At 71.2% G+C, this 21,015-nt stretch carries 19 protein-coding genes; 11 read left to right on the top strand and 8 right to left on the bottom strand.

The genetic code is table 11. The annotated features are described in order from the left end of the window. Positions 1 to 21: 21 nt before the first annotated feature. The gene (locus OG885_RS42695; RefSeq protein WP_405742015.1) at positions 22 to 978 is read left to right on the top strand and encodes an alpha/beta fold hydrolase; all 957 of its coding nucleotides are present in this window, start codon (positions 22 to 24) and stop codon (positions 976 to 978) included. Positions 979 to 1,009: 31 nt separating this feature from the next. Here the strand turns inward: OG885_RS42695 and OG885_RS42700 are convergent, their stop codons facing one another. Further along, positions 1,010 to 3,316: an FdhF/YdeP family oxidoreductase gene (locus OG885_RS42700; RefSeq protein WP_405742017.1), complete on the bottom strand. Its 2,307-nt coding sequence runs from the start codon at positions 3,314 to 3,316 to the stop codon at positions 1,010 to 1,012. Positions 3,317 to 3,464: 148 nt separating this feature from the next. Between OG885_RS42700 and OG885_RS42705 the strand changes: the two genes are divergently transcribed. Then, the gene (locus OG885_RS42705) at positions 3,465 to 4,385 is read left to right on the top strand and encodes a LysR family transcriptional regulator (RefSeq protein ID WP_405742019.1); all 921 of its coding nucleotides are present in this window, start codon (positions 3,465 to 3,467) and stop codon (positions 4,383 to 4,385) included. A gap of 121 nt (positions 4,386 to 4,506) precedes the next feature. After that, positions 4,507 to 5,010: a hypothetical protein gene (locus OG885_RS42710; protein WP_405742020.1), complete on the top strand. Its 504-nt coding sequence runs from the start codon at positions 4,507 to 4,509 to the stop codon at positions 5,008 to 5,010. 138 nt (positions 5,011 to 5,148) lie between these two features. On the opposite strand, the gene OG885_RS42715 is transcribed toward OG885_RS42710, so the two are convergent. Continuing rightward, entirely contained in the window at positions 5,149 to 6,138 is a 990-nt protein-coding gene (locus OG885_RS42715) for a helix-turn-helix transcriptional regulator (protein WP_405742022.1), read from the bottom strand. 109 nt (positions 6,139 to 6,247) lie between these two features. Between OG885_RS42715 and OG885_RS42720 the strand changes: the two genes are divergently transcribed. Further along, complete coding sequence (locus OG885_RS42720) at positions 6,248 to 6,646, top strand: VOC family protein (RefSeq protein WP_405743146.1); 399 nt, start codon at positions 6,248 to 6,250, stop codon at positions 6,644 to 6,646. Between the two features lie 136 nt (positions 6,647 to 6,782). Here the strand turns inward: OG885_RS42720 and OG885_RS42725 are convergent, their stop codons facing one another. From OG885_RS42725 to OG885_RS42735, 3 genes are read right to left on the bottom strand one after another with little or no spacing between them, the layout of a single operon-like run. Beyond that, positions 6,783 to 7,274 carry a DUF4188 domain-containing protein gene (locus tag OG885_RS42725; protein WP_405742024.1) on the bottom strand — a complete coding sequence of 164 codons (492 nt, stop codon included), beginning with the start codon at positions 7,272 to 7,274 and terminating at the stop codon, positions 6,783 to 6,785. A 35-nt stretch (positions 7,275 to 7,309) separates the two neighbouring features. Then, on the bottom strand, positions 7,310 to 7,519 hold the full coding sequence (locus OG885_RS42730; RefSeq protein ID WP_405742026.1) for a 2TM domain-containing protein: 210 nt from the start codon (positions 7,517 to 7,519) through the stop codon (positions 7,310 to 7,312). 50 nt (positions 7,520 to 7,569) lie between these two features. After that, positions 7,570 to 8,292: an alpha/beta fold hydrolase gene (locus OG885_RS42735; protein ID WP_405742028.1), complete on the bottom strand. Its 723-nt coding sequence runs from the start codon at positions 8,290 to 8,292 to the stop codon at positions 7,570 to 7,572. 271 nt (positions 8,293 to 8,563) lie between these two features. Here OG885_RS42735 and OG885_RS42740 point away from each other — a divergent pair, with 271 nt between their 5' ends. The 7 genes from OG885_RS42740 (at position 8,564) to OG885_RS42770 (ending at position 18,095) form a co-directional block, all read left to right on the top strand. Continuing rightward, positions 8,564 to 11,725 carry an ATP-binding protein gene (locus OG885_RS42740; RefSeq protein ID WP_405742030.1) on the top strand — a complete coding sequence of 1,054 codons (3,162 nt, stop codon included), beginning with the start codon at positions 8,564 to 8,566 and terminating at the stop codon, positions 11,723 to 11,725. 175 nt (positions 11,726 to 11,900) lie between these two features. Beyond that, positions 11,901 to 12,917 carry a PLP-dependent aminotransferase family protein gene (locus OG885_RS42745; RefSeq protein ID WP_405742032.1) on the top strand — a complete coding sequence of 339 codons (1,017 nt, stop codon included), beginning with the start codon at positions 11,901 to 11,903 and terminating at the stop codon, positions 12,915 to 12,917. A 41-nt stretch (positions 12,918 to 12,958) separates the two neighbouring features. Further along, positions 12,959 to 14,308 carry an MFS transporter gene (locus OG885_RS42750; RefSeq protein ID WP_405742034.1) on the top strand — a complete coding sequence of 450 codons (1,350 nt, stop codon included), beginning with the start codon at positions 12,959 to 12,961 and terminating at the stop codon, positions 14,306 to 14,308. A 109-nt stretch (positions 14,309 to 14,417) separates the two neighbouring features. Further along, on the top strand, positions 14,418 to 15,215 hold the full coding sequence (locus OG885_RS42755; RefSeq protein WP_405742036.1) for an alpha/beta fold hydrolase: 798 nt from the start codon (positions 14,418 to 14,420) through the stop codon (positions 15,213 to 15,215). A 72-nt stretch (positions 15,216 to 15,287) separates the two neighbouring features. Then, positions 15,288 to 16,529 (top strand): MFS transporter, encoded by a 1,242-nt coding sequence (locus tag OG885_RS42760; protein WP_405742037.1) that lies wholly within the window; start codon positions 15,288 to 15,290, stop codon positions 16,527 to 16,529. 90 nt (positions 16,530 to 16,619) lie between these two features. Next, complete coding sequence (locus OG885_RS42765) at positions 16,620 to 17,279, top strand: MSMEG_1061 family FMN-dependent PPOX-type flavoprotein (protein WP_405742039.1); 660 nt, start codon at positions 16,620 to 16,622, stop codon at positions 17,277 to 17,279. A gap of 87 nt (positions 17,280 to 17,366) precedes the next feature. Beyond that, positions 17,367 to 18,095 carry a DUF2625 domain-containing protein gene (locus OG885_RS42770; protein ID WP_405742041.1) on the top strand — a complete coding sequence of 243 codons (729 nt, stop codon included), beginning with the start codon at positions 17,367 to 17,369 and terminating at the stop codon, positions 18,093 to 18,095. Between the two features lie 23 nt (positions 18,096 to 18,118). Here the strand turns inward: OG885_RS42770 and OG885_RS42775 are convergent, their stop codons facing one another. The 3 genes from OG885_RS42775 to modA are packed head-to-tail and all read right to left on the bottom strand — an operon-like array spanning position 18,119 to position 20,876. Continuing rightward, a complete protein-coding gene (locus OG885_RS42775; protein ID WP_405742042.1) occupies positions 18,119 to 19,210 on the bottom strand; it encodes an ABC transporter ATP-binding protein in 1,092 nt (363 codons plus the stop codon). Continuing rightward, the gene (locus OG885_RS42780; RefSeq protein ID WP_405742044.1) at positions 19,207 to 20,052 is read right to left on the bottom strand and encodes an ABC transporter permease; all 846 of its coding nucleotides are present in this window, start codon (positions 20,050 to 20,052) and stop codon (positions 19,207 to 19,209) included. The genes OG885_RS42775 and OG885_RS42780 overlap by 4 nt, the downstream gene beginning before the upstream one ends. After that, complete coding sequence (gene modA, locus OG885_RS42785; protein WP_405742046.1) at positions 20,049 to 20,876, bottom strand: molybdate ABC transporter substrate-binding protein; 828 nt, start codon at positions 20,874 to 20,876, stop codon at positions 20,049 to 20,051. The genes OG885_RS42780 and modA overlap by 4 nt, the downstream gene beginning before the upstream one ends. Positions 20,877 to 21,015 lie beyond the last annotated feature (139 nt).

Below are 21,015 nucleotides of genomic sequence, written 5' to 3' on the forward strand. Positions count from 1 at the left end.
CCTCTCGCCTACCCTGCTCCCATGAGCCGACCCCCGAGCCTCGCCCTCCCCGCACGCACACGCGCCGGGCTCCTGGAGACCGAGCGAGGCCGCTTCGCCGCCCTCGACTGCACGCCGCCCGCCGGGGTCCCGCACGTCGGCACCGTGCTGCTCGTGCCCGGTTTCATCGGGAGCAAGGAGGACTTCCTGCCTCTGCTGCGCCCCCTGAGCGAGGCGGGATACCGCGCGGTGGCGGTCGACGGCCGCGGCCAGCACGAGACGCCTGGGCCGGCCGACGAGGAGGCGTACGCGCAGCACGAACTGGCCGCCGACGTACGCGCTCAGACGGCGGCACTCGAAGAGGAAGGCACGGGAGGTGCGCAGGGCGCGGGAGTTGGGGAACCGGGCATCTTGCTGCACCTGCTCGGACACTCGCTGGGTGCCCTGACCGCCCGCAGCGCCGTACTCGCCGCCGCGACCTCCTGCCCCTGGGCCTCTCTCACCCTGATGGGATCGGGCCCGGCCGCGGTCCGGCCCGAGCAGCAGAAGCGCGTACGGCTGCTCGTCGAATGGCTGCCGACGCTGGGAAAGGAGGCCCTGTGGCAGGAGATGCAGAAGGCACCGCGATCGGAGCAGGCGGCGGACGAACTGCCCGCCGACGTCGCGGAGTTCCTGCACCGCCGCTGGCTGAACACCGTTCCCGAGCAGCTCACCGCGACGGGCCGCCGCCTCCTCACGGAACCGGACCGGGTCGCTGAACTGGCCGCCGTACCGATCCCCAAGCTGGTTCTCTCCGGCAGTACGGACTATGCCTGGCCGGTGCCCTGGCAGGACGACATGGCCACCCGCCTCGCCGCCGACCGCGCGGTCATCGAAGGCGCCGACCACTCGCCCAACGTGGAACAACCCACCGCGACGGCCCGTGCCCTGATCGCCTTCTGGCAGCGGGTCGAGGCGCGGAGGCACACGCCGGGAACCCGGTCCAGGCTTTCAGCGTGAGGGTCGGACGGGGCCGGCGGTCCGCCCCACGTCACGCCGGCGTTGCAACGGCAGCGGGCTCCAGGCGGACGACGACGCTCTTCGACGTGGGTGTGTTGCTGATGTCGGCGACGCTGTCGAGCGGCACGAGGACGTTGGTCTCGGGGTAGTAGGCGGCGGCAGAGCCCGGGGGAGTGGGATAGCCGACGACGCGGAAGGCGTCCGCGCGGCGTTCCGAGCCGTCGGACCAGACGCTGACCAGGTCGACGAGGCTGCCGTCGGCGAGGCCGAGGCCGGTGAGGTCGGCGGGGTTGACGAGGACCACGCGCCGTCCGCCCTTGATGCCCCGGTAGCGGTCGTCCATGGCGTAGGGAACGGTGTTCCACTGGTCGTGCGAGCGCAGGGTCTGGAGGATCAGGTGACCCTTGGGGGCCTGGAGCAGGGTGAAGTCGTTGACGCTGAAGACGGCCTTGCCGGTGGGGGTGCGGAAGACACGGGAGTTGACCGGGTTGGGCAGGCGGAAGCCGCCCGGGCGGCGGACCCGTTCGTTGAAGTCCTCGAAGCCGTCGACCACCCGGGCGATGCGGTCGCGGACGCGGTCGTAGTCGGCCTCGAAGTCGGCCCAGGGGATGTCCGGCGACGAGCCCAGCACCTTACGGGCGAGGCGGGTGATGATGGACACCTCGCTCAACAGGCGCGGGGAGGCGGGGGCGAGGCGGCCGCGGGTGGCGTGGACCTCGCTCATGGAGTCCTCGACCGTCATGAACTGCTCGCCGCCCGCCTGTATGTCCCGATCGCTGCGGCCCAGCGTGGGCAGGATGAGGGCGGTGCGTCCGCACACCGCGTGGGAGCGGTTGAGCTTGGTCGAGATGTGCGCGGTCAGCCGGCAGGTGCGCAGCGCGCGCTCGGTGACGTCGCTGTCGGGCGAGGCCCGGACGAAGTTGCCGGCGACTCCGACGAACACCTTGGCGTGGCCGTCGCGCATGGCCCGGATCGAGTCCACGGAGTCCAGACCGTGCCGGGTGGGCGGCGCGAAGCCGAACTCGCGCCCCAGGGCGTCCAGGAAGGCCTGTGGCATGCGCTCCCAGATGCCCATGGTGCGGTCGCCCTGCACGTTGGAGTGCCCGCGCACCGGGCACACCCCCGCGCCCGGGCGGCCGATGTTGCCGCGCAGCAGAAGGAAGTTGACGACCTCGCGGATGGTGGGCACGCCGTGCTTGTGCTGGGTCAGGCCCATCGCCCAGCAGACGATGACACCGCGGCTGGCCAGCACCCGCTCGTGGACCCGCTCGATCTCGTCCCGGCTCAGTCCGGTGGCCTCCAGCACGGCGTCCCAGGACGTCTCCCGGATGTGCTCGGCGAAGGCGTCGTAACCGGTGGTGTGCGCGTCGATGAACGCGCGGTCCAGGACGGTGCCGGGCTCCTTGTCCTCGGCCTCGACCAGCATCAGGTTCAGCGCCTGGAACAGCGCGAGGTCGCCGCCGGGCCGTATCTGCAGGAACTGGTCGGCGATGTCGGTGCCGCGGCCGATGACGCCGCGGGCCTTCTGCGGGTGCTTGAAGCGCAGCAGCCCCGCCTCGGGGAGCGGGTTGACGGCGATGACGTGGCCGCCGCGGCGCTTGGTCTCCTCCAGGGCGGAGAGCATGCGCGGGTGGTTGGTGCCCGGGTTCTGGCCCACGACGAAGACGAGGTCAGAGTCGTACAGGTCGTCGAGGCTGACGCTGCCCTTGCCGATGCCGAGGGTCTCGCCGAGGGCCGAACCGCTGGACTCGTGGCACATGTTGGAGCAGTCCGGCAGGTTGTTGGTGCCGAAGGCCCGGGCGAACAGCTGGAGCAGGAAGGCGGGTTCGTTGGCGAGACGGCCGGAGGTGTAGAACAGCGCCTCGTCCGGGTGGTCCAGGGCGCGCAGTTCACGGGCGAGGAGGTCCAGGGCCTCGTCCCAGTCGATCGGCTCGTAGTGGGTCGCGCCGGCGCGCAGCACCATCGGTTCGGTCAGACGGCCTTGCTGGTTGAGCCAGTAGTCGGACTTCCGGCTCAGCTCGTCGACCGAGTGCTGCCGGAAGAAGTCGGCGCTCACCCGGCGGGAGGTGGCCTCGTCGGCGATGTGCTTGGCGCCGTTCTCGCAGTACTCGTTGCGGTGCCGCTTGCCGGGAGCGGGCTCGGGCCAGGCGCAGCCCGGGCAGTCGAAACCCTTGGTCTGGTTGATGTTGAGCAGCGTCAGCGCGGTCCGCTTCGGCGAGGTCTGCCCGAGCGCGTACTGGAGCGCGTGCACGACGGCGGGGGCGCCGGTGGCCCAGGTCTTGGGGGCCGACACCGACAGTTCGCCCTCGTCCGGTTCGCCTTCGTCGAGATCCCGCATCCCGCCCACGCCCTTTCCCCACCTGTCCTCCCGCACACTCTTCGCCCGTAGGTAGGGCCAGGTCAAAGCGGTAGTTCCGATCACGTGAAAGGCGTCACCGATCACCGGTGAGCCCGGGACAGAGTGAGCGAGCGTGGATCATTGAGGGGTGCTGCTGCGCCAACTCGAATACCTCGTCGCCCTCGCTCGCGCCCGCCACTTCGCGAAGGCGGCCCAGGCCTGCTATGTCTCCCAGCCGACCCTGTCCGAGGGCATCCGGAAACTGGAGGACGAACTCGGCGTGCCCCTGGTCCAACGGGGCCGCCGATTCGAGGGGTTCACCCCGGAAGGCGAACGGGTCGTCATGTGGGCGCGCCGCATCCTCGCCGACCGGGACGCGATGCGGGGCGAACTCCAGGCGCTGCGGGCCGGTCTGAGCGGGCGGCTGCGCATCGGCACCGTCCCCACGGCCGCCACGGCGGTCGCGCTGCTGACCCAGCCGTTCTGCGCCGCCAACCCCCTCGCCACAGTGCAGGTCTTCGCCGATCTGCGGTCCGAGGACATCATCAACCGGCTGGGGGCCTACGAACTCGACGCCGCCGTGACCTACCACAGCACCGTCGCCGACCACGGCTTCACGTTCGTACCGCTGTACCAGGAGCGGTACGTCCTGCTGATCCAGCGCTCCGCTGCCGAGGCGGGGCCCGCGGAGATCGCGTGGGAGGAGGCGGCGCACTATCCGCTCTGCCTGTTGCACCCCGGGATGCAGGGGCGTCAGGTCATCGACGCGGCCTTCGACTCGGTGGGTGTCCAGGTGACCCCGAGGGTGGAGACCGACTCGATCGCCTCCATGTTCGCGCAGGTCAGGGCCGGTCAGTGGGCGAGTGTCGTCCCGCACGCCTGGCTGCACGTCTTCGGTGTCCCGCCCGGCATGCACGCCGTCCCGCTCGTGGACCCGGTACGCACCGAGCAGATGGGACTGGTCCTGCCCGCCCGCGAGCCGGTTTCCCCGATCGGCCAGGCGCTGCTCGACGTCGCGGACCGCTCGGTCGTCGCGGCGACGCTGGAAGGGCTCCCCGACCCGTACTGAGCGGGAGCGCCGCCGTCTGGGCGCCCCTCAGGAGGTCTCCGGCGGCCATCCGAGGGCTCGGAAGACGGCGACGGGATCGAGGTAGTCGCGCCAGGACGACCGTCGACCTGTCGGTGTCGTGATGGACCGCCAGCTCGTCGGCGCCGTACAGGAGCATCGCGTCGCGGTAGCCGCGGTACAGGTCGGCGACCGCGCGCCGGCCCTCGACCCGGCTCGGACAGCCGGGGACACAGACCACGTACTCGACCACGACGTCCTCGGCCAGGAGGTCGAAGAAGTGCTCCGCCTCGACCAGGCCGGTCAGGCCCTCCTGGATGATCCGGAAGAACGGCTCCAGGGCCGCGAAGTCCTGATGGTTCCGGGCGGAGTTGTCGTCGGACACGGTCACATCGCCGCCGTCGCGGTCCAGGCGTGGGCATGGCGCCGTGCGAACTCGTGGAAGGTGGTCGCCTTGCGTCCGGTGACCTTCTCGATGTCGTCGTTGGGCGTGGCCGTGGCCCGTGCGGATGGTCCAGGTCGGCCAGCGGAGCATCACCGCGTAGTCGGCGGGCGCCCCGGCGGCGACGGCGCCGCCGATCCACGCCTCAGCTGGGCCGGCCGCTGCGCACCACCGAGGGCCGCCTGAGACTGCGCTTCGCCCTGACCACCCGGCGCCTGGCAAGCGGCTGAGGCGACCGGCGCCGAGGGGTGCGGCGAGAACCGGGTGCACCTCGGGAGCAGGCCGGTGTGCCGAGCGAAGTCGCAGGATCCGCCGGTCCCGCGGTCAGGCGTGGCGGGCGTACGACGTGAGGCGATCGGCGAGTGCGAGGACGAGGTCGCGCAGTTCGGCGGGGCGCTCGATGACGAACGGCCGGTCGAGTGCGGCGAGTACCGGAGGCAGCCAGTCGAGCCGCTCGGCCCGCAGCTCCACGCGCAGCCACCGCTCGGCCGCCGGGTCCTGCCCGGCCTCGGGCTCGTGCTCGTGCAGGCTCGCGACGCTTGCGGGAAGACGGGCGCGGATCTGTTCGACCGTCCCGTGGATCCGCAAGGTCACCTCGTGCCGGTACTCGGCCGTGGCGAACCCTGACATCACGCGTTCTGCCGGAGCCGGACCCTCGGGCGCCTCGAACGAGCCGGGCAGGGTCCTCGCGTCCGCGATGCGGTCGAGCCGGAAGGTCCGGTCCTCGCCGACCTGGGCGTCCTTGCCCGTGACATACCAACGGCCCGCGTGGGCGACGATCCCGTACGCGTGCAGCGTGCGTTCACTGCGCCGTCCGCCACGGTCGGTGTAGCGGATCGAGACCGGCCTGCGGTGGCGCACGGCATCGGCGAGGGTGAGCAGGAGCCCGGCGTCCGGGTGCGCCGACTCGCCGGGCTGATCCGTGAAGGCGAGGGCCTCCAGGAGGGAGTCGAGGCGGTGGGCGAGGTGCCGGGGGAGCACGCGCCGGATCTTCGCCGACGCCGTCTCGTTCGCCGTGCGCTCCGTCGTCGTCAGCCCTGCCCGGCGGCCGGTGACCAGGCCGAGCAGCACGGCCAGCGCCTCGTCGTCGCTGAGCATGAGCGGCGGCAGGCGGTACCCGGGAGCCAGCCGGTACCCGCCGTAGCGGCCGCGCACCGACTCCACGGGAACGTCCAGGTCGACCAGCTGCTCCACGTACCGCCGCACGGTGCGTCCTTCGACACCGAGACGGTCGGCGAGCTCGGCCATGGTCCGGGTGCCGCCCGACTGCAGGAGCTCCAGGAGGGTCAGCACGCGGCCGGTGGGGCGAGGCATGTTCGCAGCCTAACGCCGATACAGGACCGATTCTGTCCAGTATCTCTCCTAGCCTGCGACGAGCACGCCCGCACGCCCTTCAGCACAGCCAAGGAGATCTCCCATGGACATGGACTTCGTCTCGATCCGCATCATCACCGGCGACGTCGCACGCCTCGTCGACTTCTACGAGCGAGCCACGGGCGTGCGGGCGGCGTGGGCCACCGAGGACTTCGCCGAACTCAGGACCGCGGGCGCGACCCTCGCGATCGCCGGCACCCGCACCGTCCCGCTGTTCGCCCCGGGCTCCGCCCGCCCCGCGGACAACCACAGCGTGATCACCGAGTTCCGCGTCGACGACGTGGACCGCGTCCACCAGAACCTGACCGGCCTCGTCACCGACTTCGTCGCCGGGCCCACCACGATGCCCTGGGGCAACCGTTCGCTGCTGTTCCGCGACCCCGACGGCAACCTCGTCAACTTCTTCACGCCCGTGACGGCGGCCGCCGTGGAGAAGTTCGCCCGCTGACGCGCATCAGTGAGGAACAGGCCACCATGGCCGCCGCCGTCGCACCCGGACGCCCGCGAAGGGGTGGGCGGAATCCGGGTGCTCGGTCGGAAGCCACCGCGGGCCACCGACCGGGCGGTCCTCGCCGAACAGGCGCCTACTTCTCCGCCGCCCGCAGCCGCTGGGCCGCCGTGTCGCCGCGTCGGCCGACCGGTACGACACCCGTCGCGGCGCCGAGGCCGTAGGCGGGCATGTCGACGTACACCGATTCGTAGGAGCCCGCCGGCACGATGAACGTCTCGTGCCAGATGCCCACATGGCCCTTTCCGGCCCGTGCTCGTCGGTTGAACGCCGACCAAGCCGGCCGGTGCTCCTTGTTCTGCTCGTGGGCGTAGGCGAGGAGCCGTTCCTTGTCGGTCCAGTACTCGACGACGTAGAAGTCCCGCAGGCCGCCGTAGAGCACCTTGTAGCCGAGCAGCCCGCTGCCCTTCTCCTGTGACAGCTCGCGCAGCATGCGGGGCATCGACATGAAGGCCGGGACCCAACTGGAGAACGCCCACAGTCGGTTGATCCGAAGCCCGATGTGGAAGACGACGACATCGCCCTCGGCCGCGGCGGTATTTCGACCCGGTACTACTTTCTCGGGCATGTTCCTCCTCTGCTCCCCGTGGTGTCGGGTGCGCGTCATGGCCGGACGAGCGAGCGGTGCTTCGAGCGAATCGCCCAGGCGTGGATCGCGAGCCCGATCCCCCAGCCGACAATCGACCACACGGGCCAGAAGAAGTGGTCGGGTGTGAGAATCGCCCACAGCACCACCTGGGCCGCATTGGCGACGACGTACCAGAGAAGGTGGATACGCAGGCCCCACCTCATGGCCTTTTCGGTCTTGTGCATGTTCCCTCCCACGGGTCAGCGGATCGGTGCGCCTACGGTGTCCGGCGGGGCTACTGGGGGAGCGTCCGCTCCTGTACGGCGGTCTCGACGAGGGCCACCGTCGCGCCCGGCCGGGAGACGAACACCATGTGCGAGGCGCCCTCGACCACCTGGGTCTTCGCGCCGGAGCGCTGGGCCATGAACTCCTGCGTCGCCGGCGGGATGATCCGGTCGGCGCCGCTGATCAGGTTGTAGCTCGGGATCGTGTGCCAGGCCTGCGGGCCGGCGGCGGGTTCGCCCAGGGCGGCGCCGGTGGCGGGGCGTTGGGTGATCGAGTAGAGGGCGGCCTCCTCCGCCGACACGTCGGCCGCGAAATGCGGATGAAAGACCTTCGGGTCGATGTACAGGTCCACCTGACCGTCGGGCAGCGGCACCGGTTTCAGGGACTCGCCCACGGTGCTGCCCGGGAACTTCTCCACCAGCGCTTGTGCGCTCTCGCCCGTCTCGGGCACGAACGCCGCCAGATAGACCAGTGCCTTGACGTTCGTGTTCCCCTGGGCGGCAGTCGAGATGACCGCACCGCCGTACGAGTGCCCGACCAACACGATCGGTCCCTCGATGCTCTCCAGCAATGCCCTGACCTGAGCCGCGTCAAAAGCGAGCCCGCGCAGTGGATTCGGCGCGGCGACCACTGAATGGCCGTCGGTGACAAGCCGCTTGGCGACGGCGTTGAAGCCGCTGCTGTCGGCAAAGGCTCCGTGTACGAGCACGATCGTCGGTTTCCCGCTCACCATGGACCAGCCTCTCCTTCGGATGACGACGTCTTCGCGATCGACGCAAAGCTATGGCGCCGTACTGGACAGGAATGGAACGAGACCGGGACGTCGATCCGGGTGGCCTTCCCTGGTCATTCAGTCGCCGTCAAGTCGGCCCGGCCAGGGTGAGCGCCTCGAAGGACAGCAGACCGGGCAATTACTGGTAATCGCTTTCCCTGTCACAGGACTTGAGCCACCATGGACGCCGGATGGCGGCGAAGGCCGGCCAGGGCTGGGAATGGGAAAAGGAATGGCTTCCTCCGCCGCGTCTCTGCGTCTGCAGGTTCTCGGTCCGATGCGGATCTGGCGGGACGGCGTCGAACTGGACCCCGGCCCTCGGCAGCAGTCGTACCTGCTCGCGCTCCTGCTCGCCCGCGCGGGCAAGCCGATCACCACGAGCGAACTGGTCGACCTGATCTGGGCCGAGGACGTCCCGGCGTCGGCTCTCAACATCCTCCAGAAGTACGTCGGCGCGTTGCGACGGCTGCTGGAGCCTTCGCTGCCCGTCCGTGAAGCCGGCTCGTTCCTCCATCGGCGCGGCAATTCCTACCTCTTCGTCGCGGGCTCCGCCGTTCTGGACCTCGTCGCCTTCCGGGAACTCGTCGAAGCCGCCAGGGCCGCGCTGGCCCGGCACGAGCACGAGACGGCTCTCGATCACTACGTCGAGGCCCTCGGGCTCTGGCACGGCTCGGCGGGTGACGGCATCGCCGACGGGACGCTCGCCGCGACGGTCTTCACCGCACTCGACAACGAGTTCTACGACGCGTGCACCGGGGCGGCGGCTCTTGCCGTGCCGACGGGCCACCCGGAGCGGGTGCTCGCGGCGCTGCAACTGGCCGCGTCGATGGCGCCGTTCAACGAGCCCGTGCTGGCCGCCCTCGTCGGCGTTCTCGGCGCCTGCGGCCGCCAGGCGGAGGCGCTGTCGGTGTTCCGCCAGGCCCGCGACAGGCTCGCCGAGGAGCTCGGCATCGACCCGGGTCAGGGGCTGGTGGACGCACAGCAGCGCATCCTCGCGCAGCCCACGGCGGCGCCGGCGGTGCGGGATCCGGACAGGGAGGTGGAGGCCGGACGGGCCACCTTGATCGGCCGGACGGAGGAACTCGCCACGCTGCGGCGCCTGGTGGAGCGCGCGCTCGCCGGCGACAGCGCGATCGGCGTCGTCGAGGGCGAACCGGGTGCGGGCAAGACGCGGCTGTTGGAGGAGGCCGCCGCCGTGGCGGGCCGGCTGGGTGCGCTCACCGTCTGGGGCTCCTGCCTGGAGGGCGAGGGGACCCCGGCGATGTGGCCGTGGGAGCAGGCACTCGGCCAGGTCGTGCACAGTCTGCCCACCGCGGCGAGCGAACAGTGGCTCACGGGCGGGCTGGGCGGCCTCCTCGGGGCGCGGGAGGACGCCGGCCGGGAACTCCCCGACGGCAACGCCCAGTTCCGGCTGTTCGAACAGGTCGTCGCCCTCGTCGGACAGGCCTCGGCGCGGCGGCCGACCCTCCTGATCCTCGACGACCTCCAATGGGCCGACGTCACCTCCCTCCAACTGTTGCAGCATCTGGCGGGGCGGCTGCCCCAGGGCACGGCGCTCATCGGCGCGTTGCGCGACCGCGCGCCCACCCTCAGCCCTGACCTCTCCCGGGTGCTGGCCGCCGCGAGCCGACGGCCCGGCCACCGCAGGTTCCGGCTCGGGCCGCTCGGTCCGGCCGACGTGGCCGAACTCATCCGCAACGAGGCGGGCCAGGATCCCGGCGACGCCGTCGCCCGCGCCATCCACGCCCGTACCTCCGGCAACCCGTTCTTCGTCCGCGAACTGTCCCGGCTCCTCGACGGGGTCGGCGCGCTCGGCGTCGGCGACGCGTCCGCGGCGGCCGGGGTCCCCTCCACCGTCCATGACGTCGTCCGCGACCGGATGGCCGGGCTCGACGACCGCGCCCGCGGCCTGCTGCGGGTGGCCGCGCTCATCGGCCGCGACGTCGACCTCAGGCTGCTGTCCCGCGCCACTGGTGTGGAGGTCGCGGACTGCCTCGTTCGCCTGGAACCGCTGCACACGCTCGGGCTGCTCGAACCCGGACCGCGGGACCCGTCCTCGCTCCGCTTCGCGCACGACCTGGTGCGCGAGTCGGTCTCCGAGACCGCGACGACACAGCAGGTCACCCAGTTGCATCTGCGTGTCGCGGACGCCCTCGAACAGATCCACGCCGACGACGAGGACGTCGCCGAACGCCTCGCCTACCACCTGTGGGCCGCCGGCCCCCTCGCCGACCCCGGCCGCACCGCGGAGGCACTGATCCGCGCCGGCCGCCGCGCGGCGGCCAGGCTCGCCTTCGAGTCCGCCAACCGGCAGCTGCGCTCCGCCGTCCAGGTCACCCGCGCCTCCGGATTGATGGAGCTGGAGTTCTCCGCCCTCACGCTGCTCGCCATCGTCGTCCGACGGCAGTCGGGCTACGACGCCTCGACCTTCGATCTGCTGGGACGGGCCGAGTACCTGGCCCGCACGCTCGGCCGGGAGGCGGAGGCCGCCGACTTCCTCTTCATCCGCCTGATGGGCGCCTACACCGCCATGGAGAAGGGCCGCGGGCAGCTGGCCCGCCGCATGCACGAGCTCGGTCAGGCGTCCTCCTCTCCCGCCGTCCGACGCTACGGCCGGCAGGCATGGGGCCTGCACCAGTGGGACATCGGCAACATCGGCGAGGCATACCGGTGCTTCAGCAAGGAGGAGGTCGCAATCGGCGGCACCGCCGCCCCGGACGAGGAGACACCGCTGCGGCGGGACGGCAGCATTCCCGGGGAAGGACCCGGCTGGCGGGCCGTCATGACCGCGCTGCACGGTGATGTCGACACGGCGTTGGCCTTCGTCGACACCTGGGACACCCCAAGGGACCCGTACGCGGCCTCGGTCTGGGTCTACTACACGACCATGATCGCTTCCATGGCCGGGGACGCGGAAACGGCACGGCGCGCCGGCGAGCGGTGGGTCGCCGCAGGCCTCGCCCGCCTCAGCGCCCATATCGACCACTACATCCGGCAGTTCTGGTGCTGGGCGCGCGCCCTCACCGGCGATGACCCGGCCGGCGCCGCGGCCGAGGCCGAGGAACTCCTGGCCGCCCACCTGCTCGATCCGCCGCAATGGGGCATCGCCTACCACTACGCGCTGATCGCCGAGATGTGGCTGGCCGCCGGATCGCCCGACCGGGCCGACGCCGCGCTCGGCCGAGCCGACCAGGCCATGTGGGACTACGGCCAGCGGTACGCCGAAGGGCTGCTCCTGCTGCTGAAGGCGCGCCTGCTTCAGGCCCGCGGCGCACCCTCTACCGCGGTCCGGGCCGCCGCCGAACACGCCCACACGCAATCCACCGCATACGAGGCACACTTGTTCGCTCGCCGCGCCGAACACCTCCTCTCCGCACCTGGAGGGGGCGCATGACCACGGGTCCGGAGGAACACAACGGGCTGACTGTCCTGGCCCGGGGGCTCTCCGCGCCGAAAGGCTTCGTCGACGCCAGCCTGGCCGCCCCCGCCCCGGCACGATCCGACTGCTGGGGGGCATCCCCGCCCCCGCGGCGCTGCCGGTCGAGGCGATCGGCCAGGCGTCCGCGCAGGTGTGGCAGGACCCCGACGCCGCCATCGCGAGCCTGCAGTACGGGCCGCCGCGCGGATCCGACGCGCTGTGCGCCTGGATCGCGCGACGGGAGGGCGTCGACCCGAGCCGGATCGTGGTGACCAACGGCGGCATGCACGGCCTCGCACTGACGGTGCTGACCGTCGTCGAACGCGACGCCACCGTCGCCGTGGACGATCCGGTCTTCCCGGGATTCCTGTGGGCCCTGGAGGTGTCGACGACCCGAACCCTTCCGGTACCGGTCGTGGCGGGCGGCTTCGACGTCGAACACCTCGCCCGGCGGCTCGCCAACGGCACCCGGATCGCCGCCGCCTACACCGTGCCCGACTTCCACAACCCCGCCCAGGTCAGTCTCTCGGCACCGAAACGCCGGGCACTGATCGAGCTCGCCGAACGGTACGGCTTCTATGTGATCGTCGACGATCCGTACCGCGAACTGCGCTTCCGCGGACAGGACCAGGGGGTCGCCGTCTTCCACGAGTCGGATCGGGCGATCCACGTCAACACCTTCACCAAGACCCTCGGCCCCGGCTGGCGTGTGGGCTGGCTGGTGCTGCCGGACCACCTCGTGGACCCGGTGACCCGGCTGCGCAACCGGCTCGACGTCCACACGTCCTCGGTGACCCAGGCGACGATCGAACGGCTGCTCACCGACGACGCCACCCGCTTCGACCGGATCGTGCACGGCGCCACCACCCTGTACCGAGAGCGCGCCGACGCGCTGATCGACGCTCTGCGGGAGCAACTACCGGGCGCCTTCCGCATCGTGGCCCCCGAAGGCGGCCTGTTCCTCTGGCCGCGACTCACCGACGACGCCGTGGATCCCACCGAGCTGTTCCGGCGGGCGGCCGCCCACGGCGTGCTCTACCAGCCGGGGGAGTACTTCGCGGCGGACCCCGGGCAGCGCTCCTCGGCCCGGCATCTGCGGTTGTCCTACAGCGACCGCACGCCGGAAGAACTGCGGGAGGCCGTACGCCGGCTGGCCCTGGCCTTCTGACGACGCAGACATTCCCATCGGGGATCTCCTGGAGGCGGTACATGACAGACGTTCGGCTTCCCCTGCGCGCACTCGTCCCGTTCGCCGCCGGTTCGGTCGGCATGGGCATCTGGGTCACCGTGCCGGGCATCTTCCTGCTGTACTTCCTGACCGACGTCCTGGGCGTGCCGCCGTACGCGGCCGGTCTCGCGCTGCTGCTGCCGAACGTCGCCGACATCGTGACGCACCCGTGGGTGGGCCGGCTCTCCGACACCGACCTGGCCGCCACCGGCCACCGGCGGCGACTGATGCTGGTCGGCTGCGTCGTGGTGCTCGCCTTCGTGGCCCTGTTCGCGGTGCCCTCGGGGCTGCACGGGACGGCCGCCGCGATATGGGTCGCGGCGGCACTGGTCGCCGGCAACCTGCTCTACTCGCTCTACCAGGTCTCCTACCTCGCCACCCCGGCCGACCTGCGCATCGGCTACCACGAGCGGACCCGTCTCATGGGCTACCGCAACGTGGTGATCACCGTGAGCGTCCTGCTCGCCGGCGTAGCCGCGCCGGTGGTCGCCGGTGACGATCCGGGCGTCGGCGACTACACGAGGATGGCCCTGTTGCTCGGCGCGGTCATGCTCGTGGCGATGCTGGTCGGCATCGCCGGCGTCGCCCGCCTCAACCGGGCGGCCCCGGGCATCCCGGCCGGGCCGGGAAGCAGAGGTGGGCTGCTGGTGGCGCTGCGCGACCGCCAGTTCCGTGCGCTGGCCGCGTCCTATCTGACCGTCGCGATCACGATGAACCTGGTACTGGCCGCCATGCCGTACTTCGCCGAGTACGAGTTGGGCCGCTCCTCGCTCACGACCGTGCTCATCGCGGCGTTCATGGCACCGGCGGTCCTGACCACGCCCCTGTGGGTCCTGGTGGCCCGGCGTCTCGGCAAGCAGCGCAGCCTGCTCTTCGCCCAGGCGGCGTTCGTGGCCGGCTCGCTGGTGCTGGCCCTGGGCGCGGGGGCCGGCCTGCCCCTGCTGATCGCCGCCGTGTCCGTGCTGGGCGTCGCGTTCGCCGCGATGCAGCTGATGCCGCTGTCGATGGTGCCCGACGTCATCGCCGCCGCCGGGCCGGCCGGCGCCGCAAGCGCGGGCAGCTACACCGGCGTGTGGACCGCCGCCGAGGCCACCGGTGGCGCGCTGGGACCGTACGTGTACTCGGCCTGCCTGGCTGTGGGCGGTTTCGTGGCCTCCAGTGCGGGCGAGCACGTCACGCAGTCTTCCGGTGCGCTGGCGGCCGTTCGCTACGGCTTCACCCTGGTCCCGGCCGTGCTCATGACGATCGCCGTCGTGCTGCAACGCCACTACACCTTGGACGAGCACGCCCACTGTCAGGCGCCCAGTGACGTCGTGGGAAGGCGCGCTTGACAACAACGGAATCGGCGCCCGGAATCCTGTTCAGTTCTCGTCAAGTAGCCGCTTCTACGCTGACCCGCGATCACCACTGAGAACAGCGGAAATCAAAGGGGACACAGCGATGACGACAACTCGCCGACGGCTGTTGGCCGGATCCGCCGCGGTCGTGATGGGCGCCGCACTCGACGCGCCCGCCGCGCACGCGCACACCGCGAGCGGCGGCGGCCGGAAGCCCACCGTGGTACTCGTGCACGGAGCGTTCGCCGACGCCTCCGGCTGGAACGGGGTCGCCTCCCGGCTCATCCGCGACGGCTATCCGGTCATCGCGCCGTCCAACCCCCTGCGTGGCGTGGCCGCCGACTCCGCCTATCTCGCAAGCGTCCTCGCGACCCTCAGCGGCCCGCTCGTCCTGGTCGCGCACTCCTACGGCGGGATCGTCGTCACGAACGCCGCGACCGGCAACCCGAACGTCAAGGCGCTGGTCTACGTGGCCGCGTTCGCGCCCGACCAGGGCGAGACGTTGCTGGGCCTGCAGACGAAGTACCCGGGAAGCAGGCTCAGCGAGGCGGCACTGGACTTCCGTCCCTACGGTGAGGGCCTCGTCGACGGCTACATCAAGAAGGAGTTCTTCCACGACGTGTTCGCCGGCGACCTGCCGAAGGCGACCACCGCGCTGATGTGGGCCGGCCAGCGGCCGGCCGACGTGCGCACCCTCGGGGAGCCGTCCGGCACCCCGGCCTGGAGGACCGTTCCGTCCTGGTACCTGGTGGGCCGCGACGACCAGGTCCTGCCCCCGGCGGCGCAGCGGTTCATGGCACACCGGGCCGGCGCGCACACCTTCGAGGCCGACACCTCACACGTCGCGATGATCGCGCGGCCCGCGGCGACCGCCGCCCTCATCAGGCGCGCCGCGCGCTGACACCTCCGGGCGGGCGACGACCACCCCCTCGCCCGTCCCCGTCCCATCGACCCTCCTGCCGAGGACGAGACGATGCATCAACGCGCGTACGACCGCCAGTGCACCGCCGAGGAAGGGCGGCACACCTCCGCGACGTCACCCATCAGGAATCCGAGACTGACCTTGTTCGCACTGGCGTTGGGTACCTTCGCCATCGGCGCCGGGGAGTTCGGCAGCAACGGCATCATCCAGCTGTTCGCGGACGACCTCGAGGTGTCCGTTCCGGTCGCGACCTACGCGATCACCGCCTACGCCTTCGGCGTGATGATCGGCTCACCGGCCATCACCCTGCTCGCCGCCCGGGTCAACCGGCGCACTCTGCTGCTCGGCCTGATCGGGCTGTTCGTGATCGGCAACGGTCTGTCCGCCCTGGCGCCGGACATCACGTTGTTCGTCGTCTTCCGGTTCGTCGCGGGCAGCGTGCAGGGCGCGTTCTTCGGCGCCGGGGCCGTCGTCGCCGCGTACGTGTACGGGCCGGGCAAGGGCGGCAAGGCGTTCGCCACCGTGATGGGAGGACTCACCGTCGCCACCATCGCCGGATCACCGCTCGGCACCTTCATCGGCCAGCACGCCGGCTGGCGCGCCCTGTACGGGACCGTCGTCGCCGTCGGACTGCTCGCCGGAGCCGCGCTGATGGCCTGGCTGCCGCGCACCGACGACCTGCGCGGCAGCTCTCTCACGGGCGAGCTGGGTGCCCTGCGGAGCCGGGGCGTCTGGCTGATGGTCACCGTCGCGGCACTCGGTATCTCCAGCATCTTCGCCGTCTACACGTTCATCGGCCCGTTCGTCACCGACGCGGCGCGGCGGGACGCCTCGCTCATCCCGATCGCGCTCGCCGTCTTCGGCCTCGGCATGGCGGTCGGCAACCACATCGGCGGACGGGTCGCCGACCGGTACGAGAACCGGGGCCTGATCCTCGGCTACGGCGGTGCGCTGGCGTTCCTGGTGCTGATCGGCGCGGCAGGCGACAACCTGGTGATTCTGCTGCCCTGTCTGTTCGGCGTCGGCGCGACCATGATGCTCGCCATCCCCACCATCCAGGTGCGGCTGACCGCCTTCGCACCCGACGCCCCGACCCTGATGGGAACGCTCAACCTGGCCGCCCTCAACCTGGCCAACTGCCTCGGCGCGATCGGCGGCGCGGTCGCCCTCGACGCCGGCTGGGGCACCCTGTCCACCGTCTGGTCGGGCTTCGTCCTCACCATCGCGGGTCTGCTCCTGTACGTCATGACCGTGGCCCGGGTGAAGCCGGCACCCGTTCCCGTCCGCGCCTGAGAACCCCGTGCTCCCCCCCCCGGCCCCGCAGGACATCTGAGGCCTGCCATGAGGACGATCGATCGCAGGTCGGCCGATTAGTGTCGAGGCATGACGACATCCCTCGCCGGCAGTGCCTTCGACCTCCTGCGCCTCGACGCCGTGTCCGACCAGGAGGCGCTGCGCCAGGTCTACGAACTCCCCAACGCCGCGGCCGTGCGCAAGCAGATGACCGAACTCACCGATCAGACCAGGCGGTTGATCGGCTGCTCCTCGCTGGTCCTGGTCGCCAGCGTGGACGCCGAGGGCAACTGTGACGTCTCCCCGCGCGGCGGCCCCGCCGGTTTCGTCGCCGTCCTGGACTCCCGGACGGTGGCGATACCGGACGCGACCGGCAACAAGCGTCTGGACACCCTGCAGAACGTCATCGCCACCGGACGGGCCGGGTTGCTGTTCGTCATCCCGGGACGCACGACGACGCTCAGAGTGAACGGTCGGGCCTGCGTCTCCACCCGCCCGGAACTGCTCTCGCAGCTGACCGCCGTGGGCAAGCCGCCCGCCAGCGCGCTGGTGGTCGGGATCGAGGAGGTCTACCCGCACTGCCCCAAGTCCCTGTTGCGCAGCGGGGCTTGGAAGCCGGAGCAGTGGCTGCCGGCCGATGCCCAGCCCACCTCGGCCGAGGTGACACTGGCCCAGCTGCGGATGCCGGAGCTGACGATCGCCGACATCGAGCAGACGGAGGCGGATTCGCTGAAGTACCGATACGAGTAAGGGGCCATCTCGATCGCCGGATCAAGAAGCCGGCCACTCGTCGACCCGGCGGAGTGAGCCCCTGGGTGCTGATGCGACGATGCGGGGATGCGCGAGATCAACGAGCTGATCGACGTCGACGATCCGGCCTGGCCGGTCCTTCTCGAGGAGTTGTCCGGCACCGACGTACCGGTCGAGGTGCTGCCCGGCGACGCCGAGTCGGGCCGCGCCTCGCTGCTGCAACTCCAGATCTCCGCCCGCTCGCATCTGGGCGGCCTGGTGCTGAACTGCGGTGGTCTCCTGGTGGACGGCGGATGGTTGCGGATCTTCGGAAGCCCGGGCGGTGCCGACGCCGCAGGGCTGCCCGGCCTGGCCGAGGTCAACGCGATGCCCACGACGTTCGATCCCGCATGGCCGTCGGGCGCGGGACTCGTGATCGCGCACGATGTGCTGGGCGGGGTCTTCACGCTCAACGGGGGCAGCCCGCGTGAGACCGGGCGCCCCGGCGAACCGGGCGAGATGCTCTATTTCGCCCCGGACGCCCTGCGCTGGGAGCCGCTGGGCGCCGGCCACTCGGCCTGGCTGTCCTGGATTGTCTCCGGAGGCCTCCATGAGTTCTACGAGAGCCTGCGATGGGACGGCTGGCGTGACGAGGTCGCCGCGCTGAACGGCCGTCAGGGGCTGTCGTTCTTCCCGCCGTTGTGGTCGGCCGAGGCCCGCCAGGACCTCTCGGCGACCAGCCGCCGAGCGGTGCCCATGGCCGAACTCCTGGGCCTGAGCCGCGACGCGTGCCGTCAGTTCGACGGCGCCGATCCGGGGTTTCTCGGAGCCGGTTGAGAAACCTCTGTCCCCTCGGTTCGCTACGCCGGGTACGCGTGCGTCTGAGCCGCCTTCACCGTCGCCCAGACCACGGCACCCGCGTGGAGGTCGAGTTCGGCCGCGGCGACCGTGGTGAGGTCGGCGGCCAGCGGGAGTTCGCCGCCGAGGGCGACGCGGATCTGGTCGCCGTGCGTCTCCAGACCTGCCACCTCGCAGCGCCAGAAGTTGCGGGCGCTGGACCCGGTCGGCCGGTCGCGGTGCAGGGTGACCGCGCTGGGCGGGAAGGCGACGAAGACCGGGCCGGTGAGGTGCTCCGTAGTGGTGACCGTGGAGCCGCTCTCCACGTGGACCGTGTGCCCGTCTGCCTGTCCCCGGTAGAGGTTGAGACCGACCAGGTGGGCGATGTAGTCGGTCCGCGGATGACGGGCGATGTCGGCCGGCGTGCCCTGCTGGACGACCCGGCCCTCTTCCACCACGACGAGATGGTCCGCCAGCACCATCGCGTCCAGCGGATCGTGAGTGACGAGGACGGCGACCGCCTCGAAGTCGGCCAGATGGCGGCGGAGTTGGGCCCGTACGTCGAGCCGGGTGCGCGCATCGAGTGCGGCGAGCGGCTCGTCGAGCAGGAGCAGGCGCGGGTGGGTGGCCAGGGCGCGGGCGAGCGCGACACGCTGCGCCTGGCCCCCGGAAAGCCGCCGGGGTTTCGCGGACGCGTGCGTTGTCAGGCCCATGCGGTCCAGCCATACGGCGGCCTGGGCGCGGGCCTCCGACTTGGAGGCGCCGTGACAGCGGGGTCCGAAGGCCACGTTGTCGAGCGCGGTGAGGTGCGGGAAGAGCAGGTAGTCCTGGAAGACGACCCCGACCGGGCGGGACTCGGGCGGCGTACGGTCCAACTCCGTGCCGTCCAGCCGCAGATGGCCGTCGGTGAGCGGGACGAGACCGGCGAGGGCACGCAGGGCGGTGGTCTTGCCGGCGCCGTTGGGGCCGAGGAGGGCGACGACGTCGCCGGGCTTCGCCGAGAGCGCCACATCGAGGCGGAAGGAGCCGCGCTCGACCACGAGACGGGCGTCGAGTCCGTCAGCGGACGGTGCCTGGACGTCGTAGCTGATCGTCTTCTTCTCGACGTCGCTCATGAGGCGGTCATCCATCGGTCGCGCAGGCCCGCGAGGACCGCGATCGACACGGCGAGCAGCACCAGGCTGAGGGCGATGGCCGCCTCCGGGTCGTTCTGCAGGGCGAGGTACACGGCGAGCGGCATGGTCTGGGTGCGGCCGGGGAAGTTGCCGGCGAACGTGATCGTCGCCCCGAACTCCCCGAGCGCCCGCGCCCAGGCCAGAACGGCGCCCGCCGCCACTCCGGGCGCGATGAGCGGCAGCGTGACCCGGCGGAAGGCGGTGAACCGGGAGGCGCCGAGCGTCTGGGCGGCCTCCTCGTAGCGCGGGTCGGCGGCACGCAGGGTGCCCTCGACGCTGATGACGAGGAACGGCATCGCGACGAACGCCTCCGCGATCACGACCCCGGTGGTGGTGAAGGGGAGGGTGATGCCGAACCACGCGTCGAGCCACTTACCGACGACGCCGTTGCGGCCGAGCGCCATCAGCAGTGCCACACCACCGACGACCGGCGGCAGGACGAGGGGGAGAGTGACCAGCGCCCGTACGAGACCGCGTCCCGGGAACTCCACCCGGGCCAGCAGCCAGGCCAGCGGCACCCCGATCACCAGGCTCACGGCCGTCGCCGCCGTCGCACAGACCAGGGACAGCTGGAGCGCCTGCCACACCTCGGTGCTGGTGAGCAGGTCGGGCATGCTGCTCCAGGGGGCCCGGATCAGCAGGGCGACGAGCGGCAGGACGAGGAACGCCAGGCCGATCAGCGCGGGCACGAGCAGGGGCAGCGGAGCGCCCCGGTACGCGTGGCGGCGCCGCGGGCCACCGGTGAGGGTGTCCGCGGCGCCGGCCTTGGTGGGAGACGTCACGGCTGGAGGAACCCTGCCGCGGTCAGCACCTTCTGGCCCTCGGCGGACTGCACCAGCGCGATGAACGCCTTCGCGGTGTCGGTGTTCCTCGACTCCTTGAGCAGGGTGATCGGGTAGTCGTTCATGGCGTCGGCGGACTCGGGGAACTCCACGCCCTCCACCTTGTCACCCGCGGCCTTCACATCGGTCTTGTAGACGACAGCGGCGTCGGCCTCCTTGAGGACGACCTTGTTGAGGGCGGACTTCACGTCCTCCTCGTAGGAGACCGGGGTGAGCTTCAGCTTGCTCGCCGTCAGGGCCTTCTCCGCGGCCGCACCGCACGGCACCGTCTTGTCGCACAGCACGACCTTCAGGTCCTTGTTCGTCAGGTCCTTGAGGGAGGCGACCTTGTCGGGGTTGCCCGGAAGGGTGGCGATCTCCAGCTGGTTGCGGACGAAGGTGGCCGGATCGGTGGCGTTGTCGCCCGCGTCCGTCACGATCTTCATCGTCTTGGGGCTGGCGGAGGCGAACACGTCCGCCGGGGCGCCGCCCGTGATGCTCGCGGCCAGCGCGTCACTGCCGCCGAAGCTGAAGGTGATCTTCGTGCCGGGATGGGCCTGCTCGAACTCCTTGCCCAGCGTCTCGAAGCTCTCCTTCAGCGAGGCCGCGGCGAACACGGTCACCTCGCCGGACAGCTTCGGCGAGGAGGACGCCGAGGCGTCGGAGCCCGACCCCTTGGAGGAGTCGTCGTCGGAGGACGAGCAGGCGCTCAGAGCCAGCAGAGCGGCGGCGCCGACGCCGGTCACCTGCATCATCCGACGGGTCCGACGCACGGAACGGGTCATCACGGGTGCAACTCCTTCTGGTCCTCACGGACACCACCGCACCGGCCCCTGACGGACCGGCCACGGGCTCTCGACCTTGCCTGCGCTGATGATAATGCCGCAAGTGCGAGGCGAAAGTCTCTTGTCACATCGCATGAGC

Origin of the sequence: Streptomyces sp. NBC_00028 (assembly GCF_045041065.1) — a bacterium.
GTDB lineage: Bacteria > Actinomycetota > Actinomycetes > Streptomycetales > Streptomycetaceae > Streptomyces.